Below are 16,092 nucleotides of genomic sequence, written 5' to 3' on the forward strand. Positions count from 1 at the left end.
CCTACTATTTCAAATCATACCAATTGGTTGCATAAGCACCATCAACTTTTAAAGGAACATCCATCAAGAACGCTTCTTCCATTGCTGATTTGATAATTGTCATCATTTCATCTAATTCTTCTTTATAAACATCAAAGATCAATTCATCGTGAACTTGCAAAATCATTTTTGATTTCAATTGTTTTTCTTTCATCAATTGATCAACCTTTACCATAGCTAATTTTAAAATATCAGCTCCACTTCCTTGAATCGGTGAATTCATCGCAAAACGTTTTGCTTGTTCTCTAACAATAAAGTTTTTATCATTAATCGTTGGAATATAACGTTTACGATTCAATACAGTTGAAACATATCCATCTTTTTTACAATCTTCAACAATATTATCCATATAACTTCTAATTTCAGGATATTCTTCAAAATATCTTCTAATAAATTCTTTTGCTTCCGCTAAAGAAACCCCAATTTGTTTAGATAATCTAAATTCACCCATTCCATAAATAATTCCAAAATTAACCGCCTTAGCTTGACGACGCATATTTGATGTTACTTCTTCATCCTTCACTTTAAAAACCAAAGCAGCAGTATGTGTATGAATATCTTTATCCTGATTAAAAGCTTCAATTAATGATTTCACCTGAGCTAAATGAGCTAAGATACGTAATTCGATTTGTGAATAATCAAATGTCACTAAGTAATCATGACTTGCAACAAAGGCTTTTCTAATTAATTTTCCTTCTTCTTGACGTACAGGTATATTTTGTAAGTTAGGATCAATAGATGATAATCTTCCCGTTTGTGTTAAAGCTTGATTAAAGATTGTATGAATCTTTCCATCAGGAAAAACTTGTTCTTGTAAACCTTTAACATAGGTTGAAGTTAATTTTGTAAGCATACGATATTGTTGAATTAAAGGAACAATAGGATGTAAATCTTCTATTTTTTCTAAGATATCTTGAGATGTTGAATAACCACTCTTGGTTTTTTTACCATTAGGTAAACCTAGTTTATTAAATAAAATTTCTCCTAATTGCTTTGGTGAAGAAATATTAAACTTTTCATCAGCCAACATATAAATATCTTCTTCTATCTCTTTAATTTGATGTTCAAATGTCTTTTCTAAATCTTTTAAAACCTGAATATCAACCTTAGCTCCAGTGTATTCCATTTCAGCTAAAATATAGGCCACTGGCAATTCTAATGTTTGATATAAATCATATTGTTCTTCTTCCTTTAATTTTCTAATCGCTTCATCTTTTAATTCATAGATAGCTTTTGCTTTGGAAACTGTATGCTTAGCAAGCAACGATAATTCAGGAATATGTTTTTTCGTATTCTTACCAAAAACTTCTTCTTCATATTGTAAAGATGTATAACCATAATAATCACAAATATACTTCATTTCATCTTTTAAACTTGGATTTAAAATATATGAAGCAAGCTGTAAGTCAAAATCCATTCCTTTTATTTCAATACCATTCCATTTAGCTGATAAAATTTGAGCTTTAATGTTATAGCTGTATTTATGATAATTTTCATTACTTAAATATTTTAAAAATTCTTCATCCTTTAAAGCATTTTCAAAGGTGATAAAATAAGCTTGACTGGCATTATATAAAGCATAACCTAAGACAATAGACTTATGATAATTTTGATCATAAATAGCTCCAATAACACTGCTATCTTGAGTAATTGCAGGCATATGCTCAACAATTTCAAACTTCAATTCACTTGTTTGTGGTTGTCTTGATTCCACAGAAATCTTTTTTAATAAAGAATTCATATCATATTTTTGATAAAAAGCTTTCAATTTTTCAAAATCATAACCTGTATAACGTGCATCATCTAAATCTAATTCCATCGGAATATCACGAAGAATAGTCGCTATTTTTTTTGATTGTAATCCTAAATCAATATTTTCACGAATTTTTTCACCCATTTTTCCTTTAATTTCATGAGCATGTTCTTTCAAGTTTTCAATTGTTCCATATTCATGCAACAATTTCAATGCTGTTTTTTCACCAACTCCTTTAATTCCAGGAATATTATCAGCGCTATCTCCCATCAAACCTAAGAAATCTCTTATTTGATCAGGCTCTAAACCATATTTTTCTTGTAATGTTGCTGGAGTATAAATATCTAATTGAGTAACTCCTTTAACTGTCCGATAAACTGTTGTTTGATCAGACACCAATTGAAATGCATCTTTATCCCCCGTAAAAATAGATACACTCAAACCTTCTTTTTCCGCTAAAGCTGAAAGCGTCCCAATCAAATCATCACCTTCAAATCCCTCCATTTCAAAATAAGGAATCTGATAAGCATCTAAAAATTCTCTAATCATTGCAAATTGACACTTTAATTCATCAGGTGTTTCTTTTCTTGTTGCTTTATATTCATCTAATAAATCATTTCTAAATGTTTTCTTACCATAATCAAAAGCAACAACCAAATACGCTGCTTCTCTTTGTAAAATCCTTTGCAACATATTAGCAAAACCAAAAACTGCATTGGTTGGAATACCATCTTTATTCACCATCAAGTTACCCATTGCGGCTGTCGCATAATAAGCTTTAAACAATAACGAGTTTCCATCTATTAAAACTAATTCTTCCATATCTATTCAATCACCCTCGCCTTATCAATAATAAACGATAACTTATCTTTCATATCTACTTTACCATTAATAAGACATATATTTCCTTTCTTTAACATCATACCTATACTTTTATACCTAGAAGCAAAAACTACGCCATCAATACTGCCCGTTTCATCAAAGCCTTCAATAAAACACATTTCATCACCTTTACGATCTGTAATATTTTTAATTCTTTGAAGTTGAACTACAATATTAACATGTTGATTAACATATTCATATAACGAAGATACATTTACATAAGGAACACCTAACTTAGCTTTCATCAATTCAATAGGATGCATTGATAAATAAATTCCTAAGACTGCTTTTTCCTTCGCTAATTTTTCCTCTTGTTGATCTTTATAAATCGTTAAGACTGGTTTTTCATCAATTCCTAAACTATTTCTTAAACTTCCATAATCCCGTATACTATCAAGATTCTTAAAGATTGTTGCTCGTGACATTCCAAATTCATCTAACGCTCCAGCATCAATCAAAGATTCAATCATCTTTTTAGACACCCTTGATTCATCCATACGTGTTACAAAATCAAAAACATCTACAAACAATCCTTTTTTTCTTTCTTCTATAATGGCCTTATATCCTGCATAACCCACATTTTTAATAGCTAACAGGGAATAACGAATATGACCATTCTCCACCATAAAACGCGCATGCGAATGATTTACAGATGGTGGCAAGATATCCACATGATATGCCTTACACTCTTGAATACAATGTAATTTTGTTGTTTCACTAGATAATTCATTAGACAAAATAGAAGCAAAGAAATAAAGTGGATAATTGGCTTTTAAATAAGCCAACTGATAAGCAATATATCCATAAGCAACACTATGCGATTTATTAAATCCATAATTTGCAAACTTCTCAATCAAATCAAAAACCTCATGAGCCTTCTCTAATGTATATCCCTGTTTTAAACAACCTTCAATAAATTCTTCTTTCATCGATAACATCAATTTTGTTTCTTTCTTAGAAGTTGCCTTCCTTAGTATATCAGCTTTTCCTAATGAAAAACCTGCCATTTTTTGGGCAACCTGCATCAGCTGTTCTTGATATATCATGATTCCATAAGTTGATTTTAAAATTGGTTCAAGTTCTGGTAATGGATAAGTCACTGGCTCTAAATGATCTTTACGCTTTAAATAAGCTGGAATATTTTCCATTGGTCCTGGTCTAAATAAAGCAATAGCTGCCACAATATCATCAAAACAACTAGGTTTCATCTTTCTCAATAAATTTCTCATACCTTGAGACTCTAATTGAAAAACTCCAAATGTATCAGCTTTTGATATCAATTCATAAGTCTTTTGATTATCTAATGGTATACTATTTAAAACAATATTTTGATGTGTATCTCTTTCAATATCCTTACAAATATAATCAAGCATTGTTAAATTCTTCAATCCCAAAAAATCCATTTTAAGAAGTCCAACTTCTTCAATATAATCTTTAGAATACTGCGACATCATTGTTGAGGTCGGTCCATTAATAAGTGGAACAACATCACGCAAAGGTTCTTTTGATAAAATAACCCCTGCTGCATGAGTTGAAATATTACGTGGTAAATGTTCAATAACACTTGTTGCACCAATAATTTTCTTTAACAAGCGATCTTGATTTATCATTGATTGAAAATTTGCTGATGTTTGATACATTTGCGTAATCGTCTTTTTATTTTTAGGTCCAGTAGGAATCATCTTCGCAATAATTTCTAATCGTGCTAAAGGAATCCCCATAACCTTGCCCATGTCTTTAATCGCAACACGAGGTCCATATGTATTAAACGTAACAATCTGTGCTGCATGATCTTGTCCATATTTATCAATCACATAATGAATCACATCATCACGACGATTATCTTGAAAATCAATATCAATATCAGGCATAGATACACGTTCAGGATTCAAAAAACGTTCAAAAAGCAAATCATATTCAATTGGATCAACATTTGTAATCCCCAAAACATAAGCAACCAAACTTCCAGCAGCACTTCCTCTGCCAGCCCCCACTTGAATTTTATTTATTTTTGCATAACGCACATAATCCCATACAATCAAAAAGTAATCATCAAAACCCATTTGATGAATAATATTTAATTCGTATTTTAATCTTTCAATATATTGTGATGGAATATCTTGATGAGAAAATCTTTTCTTCAAACCAACTTTACATAAACTTCTTAAATATTGACTTGCATCACCGTTATGAGGTACAGGATATGAAGGCAAATGCTTTTGTGATAAAGGAATCGTAGCTTTACAAAAATCAAGAACCTGTTTGGTTTCCTCAATAATTTCTTGATCAAACAATTGACTCATTTCTGCTTCTGTCTTTAAATATTTTTCCTGTGTTACTGGTTCATATTTACCATCCAATGTCACACCTTGTAATGAAGCTTGCATTAAATCAATTGCCAAAGCATCCTGTTTTTTTAAATAACGAACTTCATTAGAACATATAATTTTAACCTTAACATATTTAGCTAATGAAATCATTCTTTCATTAAATGTCTCTTGATATTTCAAATGATGATTTTGTAACATCACATAATAATTCTCTTGAAACTCATTCTTTAATAATTGAAGATATTTAACCGCCTGATCTTCCATTTCCTTAGCAACCAATCTTTCCACAATACCTTCAACACATCCAGAAATAACAAACAAATGTTCCTTATACAAAGATAAACTCTTTAAAGAAATACATTTATCCTCACTCAAATTAATATCACAACAAACCTTTACCAAATCAAAATACCCAACATCATCCTTAGCAAGCAAGATAAAAGGATAGATTTCTCCTTCAATCATAATGCTCGCTTCTAATCCAAAAATAGGCTTAATCCCATGCTTTAAACACTCTTTAGAAAACTCTAAAGCCCCAAACATATTATTCTTATCCGTCAAGGCTAAAGCATCCATATGTTTAGCACTTGCATCTTGAATAAGATCCTTCATTAAAATCGTACTATTTTGAAAACTATAACAACTATAGATCTGTAAATGCCCAAACATACGATACCCTCCTTTATTTTACTATTATACCAAAATTCGACCTCATAAGATACAATTATATATAGAAAACATTGAGATTAACTTTTTCATTTTATCATATTATAACATAATCAAAGCACTCTATTCCTTAACTACCAAAAAAGAAAAACTCATCCTAGAATTTTTCCTCTATTATTCTTTGTTATAATTATTTTATCACACAAAGTTGCATATTTCAATATATTTATGCAACCTATAAAATACAATGAAACGAAAAAAGAATCAACATCACTGCAATATATAAACATAAAACAACATAAACAAGCTGCAACAAATAAACCGCTTCAATACTCATAACCCACAACCTAAAAAGATATAAACCAATCAAATAAAAATGATATTGTAATTGAATAACTCTAAAAAAACGCTGATTCAAAATAATAATCAAGCTCAATAAAACCGCTATAAAATGAAAAGGAATAATCCACTTATAACAAACCAACTGTAATATCATACATATGGCACATAACAATTGTAACTTTTTAATTCGTAGTATCATCATATTTCTCACCTTATTCTATGATATGAGAAAAATAAAAAAATAGACAATATTAAACAAATAAAAAGTGAGTAAAAATTACTCACATTCTTTCAAAGCTTTAGCTAATTGATCTGGACAAGATGTTGGTTTCGCTCCACAACGAATTCCTTCTAAACGAGCAATTGCTTCATCCTTATCCATACCTTCAATAAGTCTAGCAACTCCTTGTGTATTCCCAGAACATCCACCAATAAATCTAACTCCTCTTACTTTACCTTCACTATCAACATCAAAATCAATGCGTGACGCACAAGTTCCTTTCGTTCTATAACTATAACTCATCTCTATTCCCTCCTACTTCAATCTACTTTTATCAATCACATAAACACGATCATTATCTTTGAGTCCATTAGACATTCTAATCTTACCATCCTCTAATAACCAGATAGCCTCAACTCCATCCAAAGAATTCACTAATTTCAATCCATCTTCATAACTCATTAAGAAAACTGCTGAACTAAGAAAATCAGCCAATCCACTATCATCAGTAATAATACTTACACTTCTAAAATGAACAGCTGGAAATAAAGTCGCTGGATCAATTAAATGATGATATCTTACTCCATGAATATCTTCATAGAATCTTTGATAATCTCCACTGGTTACAATTGACTCACCTTGTACAACCAAAACAGCTTCATTTTCAGAATCAGCATCTCCTTCTTTATGAGAAAAATTCCCATTCTTAGGTGATTCAATACCAACACAGAATTCATCTTGGCATTCTTTCAAATAGAAGTCTCCTTCTTTTGTGATTTTTCTTTTTCCATGACTAGCTACATTTCCACCACCACTTAACAAGAAATTATCAACACCACTCTTAATTAAATCCTGTTTAATCAACTCAATCGCATAACCTTTTGCTGTAGCACCTACGTCAATCGATACCAATTTATCACTAATATACACTGTTTTTGCTTTTTTATCAATCTTTATGCTGTCAATATTTGTATGTAAATTTGCTTTTTCAAGTTCTTTTTTACTTGGTACATCACCAACTCCATTATGACTTTCAGCTCTTTCACGATAATCATGCCAAATATCTATCACACTCCCAAAAGCAATATTGACCTTATTAGAAATCGTCTTATATCTTTCAATACTAATCGTTAATAAATCAATCAATGCTTGATCAACCTTAACCGCCTTTATTCCTGCATTATCATTAATTGTTTTCACATTATTAATATCATCATAAGAAGAATACTTATCAAAAAGACGATCATAATATTCTAATTTTTCTTTAATCATTTGACATTGACTATCAAAATCATCTTTATTCGTTGCATAACTCATATATTGTGTAATTGTATCAAAAGGTCCAGTAAAAACTTTAGAATAAAGTTGTGGTTTCTTTTGACATCCCATTAACAATAAAAAGCTTAAAACAATCATTACATTTATTAATTTCTTCAATTTCATCACCGTTTTCTATTATAACAACAAATAAAAAAAACTGCGACATATTTTCGCAGTTTTTATATTTTTTTATTTTAAAGCACTACCAGCTTCAGCGATTGCTTCTAAGAAAGCATCAATTGTAATAGTACATTTAGAAGCTAAATCAGTTCCAGTTTTTGGAGCTTTACCACCATGGTAATCTTCAACTTCAATTTTAGCAACTTCATCTAAAGTTTTGTTTTTGATTGAATCTTCGAATGCTTGAGCTTGTTCATACCATTCAGCACCATCTTTGATTTTACCATTCTTAGCTGAAGTTTCTTTCATACCATATTTTTCTTTTCTTTCTGATTTAGTATCAGTTACACCTTTGAGGATTTGAGCAACATCGATTTTTGAATAAACGATTTTACCAGCATCATCAGTAGCTACTAAAGCAATAGTTGTATCTAATTGTTTTTTCTCAGCATCATTTTGCATAACTTCACCGATACCAATTTTTGCAGCATCAACAGCTTGAGCGTTCTTACCAGCTTTATCTACAGCAGCTAAGAAATCATCAATTGTAATTGTACATTTAGAAGCTAAATCAGTTCCAGTTTTTGGAGCTTTACCACCATGATAATCTTCAACTTCAACTTTAGCAATTTGATCTAAAGTTTTATTTTTACAGAATTCTTCGAAGGCTTGAGCTTGTTCATACCATTCTCCACCATCTTTGATTTTTCCAGCTTTTGCTGAAGTTTCTTTCATTCCATATTCTTCTTTTCTTTCTTTTTTAGTTTTTGTAAGTTCACCTTTTGCATCACCAGGTGTAGATTGAGCTACGTCAATATCAATATATTGAACTTTTCCATCTTTGTCCAATCCAATTGCAGCCATAGTTGAATTAACTTGACCTTCATCATTAATTGAACTTACAACACCTAAACCAACTTTGGCATACTTAGCAGCAGTTGTTTCTCCACCAGTAGCACCATCTTTTTTACCACATCCAACTAAAGCAGTTGCAACTAAAGCTGAAGCAGCTAAAACTTTTACTAATTTGTTCATAAAAAATTCTCCTTCCCTATATCTTCCTCTGAACTATCTCTATTATATCTTGAAAGCGTTTATATGGCAAGATATTTTCACCAAAAAATGCCGTCATATTCACACAATTCTCCATTTCAAATCAAGATTGTGAATTTTTTCACTGATTCTATCAACATTTTTTTAGTTCCTTAAAATTCTTTATATTTTAAAAATATTTTTATCATTTATCATCCACATTAACTTTTTCACATAAGCAGAGTATAATGAAGATAGATTTATGAATTTAAACACATAAAGGAGGTGATTATCATGAATCTACTTAACGCAATAAAAACAGTTCGACTCTTTAAAAAACAAGAAGAATTAATTCCTTTAAAAACAAAATGGAGCCAACAATTAGACCCTAATCATGTTTTAGAGGACTATCCTCGTCCTCAAATGAAAAGAGATAATTATATCAATCTTAATGGTTTTTATCACTATGCAATTAACCAGCAAAAAGAAATCCCACATCTTTTTCAAGGTGAAATCCTCGTCCCCTTTTCTCCAGAAAGTCAATTGTCACAAGTTCAAAAACAATTGTTACCAGGTTATTATTTATGGTATGAGAGAGTCTTACCACCTTTAACCAAAGAAAATGGTCACTACCTTCTTCACTTTGGAGCAGTCGATCAAATTGCTGATATCTATATCAACCATCAACATGTTTTTCATCATGTCGGAGGATATTTACCTTTTCAAATAGATATAACCAATCACTTAAATCACCAACATGATATTCTCACAATCCGTGTTACTGATGACTCTGATACTTCCTATCACGCTAAAGGAAAACAACGACTCAAACGTGGTGGCATGTACTATACTGCTCAAAGTGGAATTTGGCAAAGCGTTTGGCTTGAATGGGTAGGCGAGACATATATTGAAGATGTAAAAATCACTCCTGATTATGACCATGACCAGATTCATGTAAAAGTTATTTTAAATCATGAATATCATCAAGATATTCAATTTCAAATCAACCAACAAGTACCCGTTTTAATGCAAGCTTCTTATAATATTATTGATGTGACATTACCTATTGAAAATAAAATATCTTGGGATGTCAATTCTCCTTATCTCTATAAGCTTTATGTATCTATTCAAGATGATAAAGTAGAATGTTATTTTGCAATGCGTTGTTTTTCAATTGAAAAAGATGATCAACAAATTCCAAGAATTTGTTTAAACCATCAACCTATCTTTATGAATGGCGTTTTAGATCAAGGTTATTGGCCAGATGGTTTATATACTGCACCAACCGATGAAGCTTTGATATATGATATTGAAACGATGAAATCATTAGGCTTTAATATGATTCGTAAACACATCAAAATTGAACCTGCTCGATGGTATTATCATTGTGATCGTTTAGGAATGATTGTTTGGCAAGATATGATCAATGGTGGTGAAGCTTATCATACATGGTTTGTTACTTGGATGCCTTCTTTATTAAGTTGGACAAAGAAACATATTTCTGATAAACATCTTCGATTACTGGCAAGAAAAGATGCTCATGGTCGTGAAGAATGGATCAAAGAATGTGAATTAACAATTGAACATCTTTCACATTTTCCTTGTATCAGTACATGGGTTTTATTTAATGAAGGATGGGGACAATTTGCTACTGAGAAGATTACGCAATATGTTCGTCAACTTGACCCAACAAGGCTCATTGATTCAGCAAGTGGTTGGTTTGACCAAAAATGTGGAGATTTTAGAAGTGAACATCATTATTTTGATGAACCAAAAATCATTTCTGATCCCCGTGCATTTGTCTTATCTGAATGTGGTGGATATGCCTGCCCGATTGAAAAGCATATCAGTGTTCATCAAGTATATGGCTATCAAAACTACACAAGTATACAAGAATTAACTCAGGCTTATGAAACTTTATATCAAAAAACCATTAACCCTCTGATTGAAAAAGGATTATGTGCCTGTGTTTATACCCAATTAAGTGATATTGAAGAAGAAGTAAATGGTTTATTAACTTATGATCGTAAAATTTGTAAAATTATTCAAAAAGAAAGGAATCACTAAGATTCCTTTTTCGCATGCTGATCAACATCCTCAACACTTATAAACATACAAATTGTCCCTAATACTGAAATAATCGCACCAATCATCAAGACTTTAGAAACACCTAATGCATCTAATAAAACCCCACCAGCTAAACTTGCAAAAACACTTGCAAGCGTCATGGCTCCAGTAACCAAAGCCTGACCTTTATTCATATCATGTTCTTCAACCAATTGACTCACATAATAAACCGAAGCTGGGATAAATACTGCATATGCTAACATTTGCATCACTTGAGCAACATAAATCATAAACATATTTACAGCAAAATAAGTTAAAACATGTTTCACACTAAAGAATACAGCTGAAATAAGCATCATATTCTTGCAGCCAATCTTTTGTTGGAATTTTGTAAACAATGCCATTGTTGGTAATTCCAATACAGCAGCTAAGAAAATAGCATTTCCCATATCAGCACTGTTTCCATTAATATGATTTACAACTTGAATAAAGAAATTATTAATCACAGAATGATCAAAGAATAATAAAACAGTTGCCACTAATAATAACATAAAAGTTTTATATTTCTTAATAAATTGTCCCATTGATAATTGATCATGTTCAGTTTCTTTTTCTTGATGAACAATTTCATCCTTATGTCCTGGTAAAAAGAAAGTATAAACAAAGAACAATGCACAAAGTGATAATCCAACATAGAAAAATGGTAATAATTCAGGACTAAATGCAGCCACTAAATTTCCTAAAATAAGTGACATCACAGCATAAGCAACTGAACCAATTCCTCTTGCTAAACCAAAGTTAATATGAATACCATTTTTTTCAAAAGCAAATGTTAATGAATTAATAAATGGTTGCAATGTTAACATTAAAGTAAATGCAACAATTGTTAAAACAACCATGACCATTGAAGCCCCAGTTAAAAAACATAATACTAATGATAAAGCAATAATCACAACCAAAATCAAAGAAATCAACATTCTTAAAGATAATTTAGATGTTTTATCCATATAAGAAGCGACAGCTGGTTGTCCAAAAACAGCCAAAATATTAGAAATTGCTAAAACAGTTCCTATTGTTGTATTCGTAAATCCTTTATCTAATAAAAACACAGATGCATATCCTATCATTGAACAGCAAAGCATCCAATAAAAGCCATGAATACACGCATAACGAATATCTAAAGACTTATTTTCCATTCCTTTTCCTCCCTATTTCTATTTGTATTTATCTTTCATCAACATTTGACGAATGTTCACATAAACAGTATAACACTGTTTGATATATGATTCACTTAAAATTTCAAAAAATGAAAAAGAAAGACAAACTGTCCTTCTTAAAAGCGATGTTCATTTTCAGCTATACATTTTGCAATTCTCGCTTGAACATAACTTGCAACTTCGGTACTATTCATATCTTTATACTCATCATAATAAATAGGTTCTAAATAATGAATTTGTGCATCTACTGGAGCAATTGTATTGTTATCAAAGACTTTATAACAATCAATCAAAGCTACTGGAACAATAGGTTTTTTCGCATCCATTACTGATTTAAAAGTTCCCCCTTTAAATTCAAGCATTTGATTTTGTTTTCGACATCTTGTTCCTTCAGGAAAAATAACATAATTTCTCCCTGCACTCATTTCCTTTGTTGCATTTTTAATAATCTTCATTGAAGCTCTTAAATTACTTCTATCCATAGCAACAAATTCAATCATCTTTAAAACATCTTTTAAAACAAAAACATCCATTAATTCTTCTTTAACAATAGCCTTAAAAGGTTTATCATGAGTTCCAAATAAAATTAAAGCATCAAACAATCCCTGATGATTAGGAGCAATCAAATAACCTTGTTCCTTAGGTAAATTCTCTTTTCCATAACAATGAATACGTACTCTTGATTTTTCATTCACTTTACGAATTAACTTTTGAGTAAAATCAAATCTTTCTTCAAAACTTGTTGTATCCAAATGCTTATTATAATAACGAATATTTAATAACCATCCGGGAATACGATAAATTAAACGAAAAACTAAAAATATAATTCTTTTCATTTTGTACCTCGACGATAGATTTGTAAATCAAAAGTTTCATAAGGTTTTGTTTCAACCAATTCAAATCCATATTCATTAAAATCAGGAAAATAAGTTTCACCCGTATGTGACCCAGGAATTCTAGAAATCAATAACTGATCAGCTAAAGGTAAAGATTGTTTATAAATAGATGCTCCTCCAGAAATAAATAAATCTTCATTTCTTTGTTTATATTCTTCAATGACATCTTCTAAAGATGTTCTTACTTCAACACGTTCATCATCAAAAGGTTCAAAGCTTACAACAATTGTTTTACGATTTGGTAATGGTCTACCAATTGCTTGGTATGTTGTATATCCCATTAAAATTGTTTTATTGATTGTTGTTTCTTTAAAATGTTTTAAATCTTCTTTATTGACCCAAGGCATTCCATTAGAAGAATCTTTCTTTCCAATTAATTGATCATCATCCATTGCAACTATAATACTAATCATTAGACACTCACCTTTCCAACCAACTTTCCATGGCTTTGATAATTTTCTATTTTGATATCATCAATAGTAAAATCAAAAATAGATTTCACTTCAGGATTTAATTTCAATTGACATTTAGGTAAAGGTGTTCTAGAAATTTGTTCCTTCACAACATCAAAATGATCTTTATAAATATGGGCATCCCCAATCGTATGTATAAACTCTTTAGCCTCATATCCACAAACTTGTGCAAGCATTGCTGTAAACAATGCATAAGAGGCAATATTAAAAGGTACCCCTAAAAAAGTATCTGCACTTCTTTGATATAATTGACAAGATAAATATTTTTGATCATGAGAAACATAAAATTGTAAAAAAGCATGACATGGAGGTAAAGCCATTTCATCAACTTCCGCTGGATTCCATGCACAAATAATATGCCTTCTTGAAAACGGATTATTTTTTAAAGAATCAACAAGCTTAGCAACTTGATCAATACCTTCATTATTAAAATTACGCCATTGTCTCCCATAAACAGGTCCAAGTTCTCCATATTTTACAACAAAAGGATCATCAGCAGGTAATTCTTTTATTTTTGCAATAAATTCTTCCAATGTTTCTCCATGGAAATCTTCAGATTTTTTAAAAGCCTCATATGGCCATTCATTCCAAATTTTCACATTTCTATCAACCAGATACTTAATATTTGTATCACCCTTAATGAACCATAGAAGTTCTTCAGCAATTGGTCTTAAAAACATCTTCTTCGTTGTCATTAATGGAAAACCATCTGTTAAATCATAACGTGTCTGATAGCCAAAAACACTACGTGTTCCAGTTCCTGTACGATCATCACGATCTTGTCCATGTTCTAATATATATTGACACATGTCTAAATACTGTTTCATTCATTTATCACCTCTATCGCCTATTATAGCGAATTCATCTTAAAAAGTCATTAAATTAATCTCTTTCATGTCCGTAAAAAAAGTTGAATTCAAACAAATGTTTGATTATTCAACCTTTTTATTCATGATGAGAACATTGCATCCGATATCTTTCCATCATTTCTTTAAATATTTCACCATTAGTTGGTGGTGTGTAAGTAATCGCATTAGCCCCTGCTTGAATAACTTCTTTAATTGTTTCTTCACTTGGACCTCCAGTTGCAATAATTGGAAAAGTCTTATCAATCTCTCTTAAAGCCTTAATAATCGCAACCGTATTTTTACCACCCGAAACATTAACAATACTTGCTCCAGAATGAAGCATTCTTTCTTCCAATGGTTCATCCAAAGAGACAATTGTTAAAACAATTGGAATATCCACAATCTGTGATAACTCTTGAACAAATCTGGTTTTTGTTGGTGCATTTAAAACAACCGCTGAAGCTCCATTTAATTCTGCATCTAAAGCAATATTATTGACTCTTGGTCCTGATGTTGTTCCTCCACCAACTCCTGCAAAAACTGGTTTTTGTGCAACCTCAATAATTGACTTAGTAATTTGCATCGTTGGTGTAAATGGATAAACAGCAATTACCGCATCAGCATTACAATTCGCAATGACTGCAACATCAGTCGAAAAAACCAATGATTTAATACGGCGACCATTCACATTAATACCTGAAACATCATAAATACATTCAGGTACTTTTACGATATGTCTTAATTTAGATTGGACGTGTGGCATTTGTTTTGCCATGGCATTCACCTCTTTCTTTGTTTATTATAAAAAACCTTTATGAATTGACTGTTAAGAAATGATAAAGCGCACCTAATAAATTCGCATCATTATGATATTGACAAGTGCAAACAACTGGTCTAATTTTTGCATGTGTAAAAGTTTTAAAAATTTCATCTAATCGAAGATTCACTTCATCCAATAAATCTTCTCTAACACTAATGGCTCCACCAATGACAATCTTTTCTGGATCATAAGCATATTGCAAATTATAAATACCATTTGCTAAAACAAAATAAAACTTATCAACAACCTTTTCATAAATTGGATCTTCATGATAATGATCAAAGATTTCTTTAGCATCCAAAGAAGCGACATCCACTCCTTTTAATCTGGCAACTTCTCTAACCACTGCCATTGTAGAACCAACATCTGACCATGTTTTCATAGCATGTGTTGTAAAATCAAAATCCGCAATCATATAACCAAATTCACCACCATGAAGATGCTTTCCTTTATGGATACGTTTATCCTTAACCACTGCACCTCCAATACCTGTTCCACTTACTATAAAACAACAATCATTAACATCACTTGCAGCCCCTTTCCAAACTTCTGCTAAAGCTGCACAATTCGCATCATTTTCCATCTCTACACGAACATGAATCCGATTTTCTAAATCTTCTTTAATCTTAGGACCATGAATATAATCCAAAGCACTTGAACCACCAATGATTCCCTTTTCACTATCAACAGCCCCTGGCATACTTAATGCAAGTCCTTCAATATTTTCATAACCATGAAAAACATCTTCAATGATTTGATACATTTTCTCAATTGTATCAGGACTCTTTATAGAATCTGTTTTTAAGATTTCTCCTTCTTCATTTAAAACCCCAATCTTCATTGATGTTCCACCAATATCAATACATAAAAATTGTTTCACTTTGATTTCCTCCTTGACTCTTATTTTATTATAAGGGTCACATATTTGTCATTATTTTTTAACATTTTTTTCAAAAAATGACACAAAAAGTCCATAACTTTTTGTTATGATATAAGAGGATGATAAAGAACCTCATATTTATCATCTACAATTCAATCCTTTTCCTCTATATCAAAGGAACATAGGT

Annotated in this window: 13 protein-coding genes; 1 reads left to right on the forward strand and 12 read right to left on the reverse strand. The window is 31.0% G+C overall.

The features are described from left to right. Positions 1-4 precede the first annotated feature (4 nt). From polA to EDD60_RS03455, 6 genes are all read right to left on the reverse strand, one after another. Positions 5-2,614 carry a DNA polymerase I gene (polA, locus tag EDD60_RS03430; RefSeq protein WP_066449295.1) on the reverse strand — a complete coding sequence of 870 codons (2,610 nt, stop codon included), beginning with the start codon at positions 2,612-2,614 and terminating at the stop codon, positions 5-7. A 2-nt stretch (positions 2,615-2,616) separates the two neighbouring features. Beyond that, positions 2,617-5,673 carry a DNA polymerase III subunit alpha gene (gene dnaE / locus EDD60_RS03435; RefSeq protein WP_066449292.1) on the reverse strand — a complete coding sequence of 1,019 codons (3,057 nt, stop codon included), beginning with the start codon at positions 5,671-5,673 and terminating at the stop codon, positions 2,617-2,619. A gap of 232 nt (positions 5,674-5,905) precedes the next feature. Further along, positions 5,906-6,214, reverse strand: a complete 309-nt coding sequence (locus EDD60_RS03440) for a hypothetical protein (protein WP_066449290.1) — start codon at positions 6,212-6,214, stop codon at positions 5,906-5,908. Between the two features lie 75 nt (positions 6,215-6,289). Further along, positions 6,290-6,535 carry a TIGR03905 family TSCPD domain-containing protein gene (locus EDD60_RS03445; RefSeq protein ID WP_066449282.1) on the reverse strand — a complete coding sequence of 82 codons (246 nt, stop codon included), beginning with the start codon at positions 6,533-6,535 and terminating at the stop codon, positions 6,290-6,292. A gap of 12 nt (positions 6,536-6,547) precedes the next feature. Further along, positions 6,548-7,669 carry an FAD:protein FMN transferase gene (locus tag EDD60_RS03450; protein WP_396627785.1) on the reverse strand — a complete coding sequence of 374 codons (1,122 nt, stop codon included), beginning with the start codon at positions 7,667-7,669 and terminating at the stop codon, positions 6,548-6,550. A gap of 72 nt (positions 7,670-7,741) precedes the next feature. Next, positions 7,742-8,707: a hypothetical protein gene (locus EDD60_RS03455; protein ID WP_066449278.1), complete on the reverse strand. Its 966-nt coding sequence runs from the start codon at positions 8,705-8,707 to the stop codon at positions 7,742-7,744. Positions 8,708-8,998: 291 nt separating this feature from the next. Between EDD60_RS03455 and EDD60_RS03460 the strand changes: the two genes are divergently transcribed. After that, on the forward strand, positions 8,999-10,771 hold the full coding sequence (locus EDD60_RS03460; protein ID WP_066449276.1) for a glycoside hydrolase family 2 protein: 1,773 nt from the start codon (positions 8,999-9,001) through the stop codon (positions 10,769-10,771). Here EDD60_RS03460 and EDD60_RS03465 read toward each other — a convergent pair. The 6 genes from EDD60_RS03465 to EDD60_RS03490 all read right to left on the reverse strand — a co-directional run bounded on the left by EDD60_RS03465 (position 10,768) and on the right by EDD60_RS03490 (position 15,905). Beyond that, entirely contained in the window at positions 10,768-11,967 is a 1,200-nt protein-coding gene (locus EDD60_RS03465) for an MFS transporter (RefSeq protein WP_066449274.1), read from the reverse strand. The genes EDD60_RS03460 and EDD60_RS03465 overlap by 4 nt on opposite strands. A gap of 137 nt (positions 11,968-12,104) precedes the next feature. Next, positions 12,105-12,824 (reverse strand): lysophospholipid acyltransferase family protein, encoded by a 720-nt coding sequence (locus EDD60_RS03470; protein ID WP_066449271.1) that lies wholly within the window; start codon positions 12,822-12,824, stop codon positions 12,105-12,107. Further along, positions 12,821-13,297, reverse strand: a complete 477-nt coding sequence (locus EDD60_RS03475; RefSeq protein ID WP_066449269.1) for a dihydrofolate reductase — start codon at positions 13,295-13,297, stop codon at positions 12,821-12,823. Before EDD60_RS03475 ends, EDD60_RS03470 begins: the two co-directional genes overlap by 4 nt. Further along, positions 13,297-14,184: a thymidylate synthase gene (thyA, locus tag EDD60_RS03480; protein ID WP_066449266.1), complete on the reverse strand. Its 888-nt coding sequence runs from the start codon at positions 14,182-14,184 to the stop codon at positions 13,297-13,299. Before thyA ends, EDD60_RS03475 begins: the two co-directional genes overlap by 1 nt. Before the next feature lie 118 nt (positions 14,185-14,302). Then, entirely contained in the window at positions 14,303-14,980 is a 678-nt protein-coding gene (locus tag EDD60_RS03485) for a beta/alpha barrel domain-containing protein (protein WP_066449264.1), read from the reverse strand. A gap of 37 nt (positions 14,981-15,017) precedes the next feature. Continuing rightward, positions 15,018-15,905: an ROK family protein gene (locus tag EDD60_RS03490; protein ID WP_066449262.1), complete on the reverse strand. Its 888-nt coding sequence runs from the start codon at positions 15,903-15,905 to the stop codon at positions 15,018-15,020. Between the last annotated feature and the right edge of the window lie 187 nt (positions 15,906-16,092).

Origin of the sequence: Longibaculum muris (assembly GCF_004343035.1) — a bacterium.
Lineage (GTDB): Bacteria > Bacillota_I > Bacilli_A > Erysipelotrichales > Coprobacillaceae > Longibaculum > Longibaculum muris.

Excerpts from the sequence above, each read along its gene's own strand:
- dnaE (WP_066449292.1), bottom strand. The coding sequence starts at position 5,673 with ATGTTTGGGCATTTACAGATCTATAGTTGTTATAGTTTTCAAAATAGT.
- EDD60_RS03460 (WP_066449276.1), top strand. The coding sequence starts at position 8,999 with ATGAATCTACTTAACGCAATAAAAACAGTTCGACTCTTTAAAAAACAA.
- thyA (WP_066449266.1), bottom strand. The coding sequence starts at position 14,184 with ATGAAACAGTATTTAGACATGTGTCAATATATATTAGAACATGGACAA.
- EDD60_RS03475 (WP_066449269.1), bottom strand. The coding sequence starts at position 13,297 with ATGATTAGTATTATAGTTGCAATGGATGATGATCAATTAATTGGAAAG.
- EDD60_RS03465 (WP_066449274.1), bottom strand. The coding sequence starts at position 11,967 with ATGGAAAATAAGTCTTTAGATATTCGTTATGCGTGTATTCATGGCTTT.
- EDD60_RS03440 (WP_066449290.1), bottom strand. The coding sequence starts at position 6,214 with ATGATGATACTACGAATTAAAAAGTTACAATTGTTATGTGCCATATGT.
- EDD60_RS03470 (WP_066449271.1), bottom strand. The coding sequence starts at position 12,824 with ATGAAAAGAATTATATTTTTAGTTTTTCGTTTAATTTATCGTATTCCC.
- EDD60_RS03445 (WP_066449282.1), bottom strand. The coding sequence starts at position 6,535 with ATGAGTTATAGTTATAGAACGAAAGGAACTTGTGCGTCACGCATTGAT.
- polA (WP_066449295.1), bottom strand. The coding sequence starts at position 2,614 with ATGGAAGAATTAGTTTTAATAGATGGAAACTCGTTATTGTTTAAAGCT.
- EDD60_RS03455 (WP_066449278.1), bottom strand. The coding sequence starts at position 8,707 with ATGAACAAATTAGTAAAAGTTTTAGCTGCTTCAGCTTTAGTTGCAACT.
- EDD60_RS03485 (WP_066449264.1), bottom strand. The coding sequence starts at position 14,980 with ATGGCAAAACAAATGCCACACGTCCAATCTAAATTAAGACATATCGTA.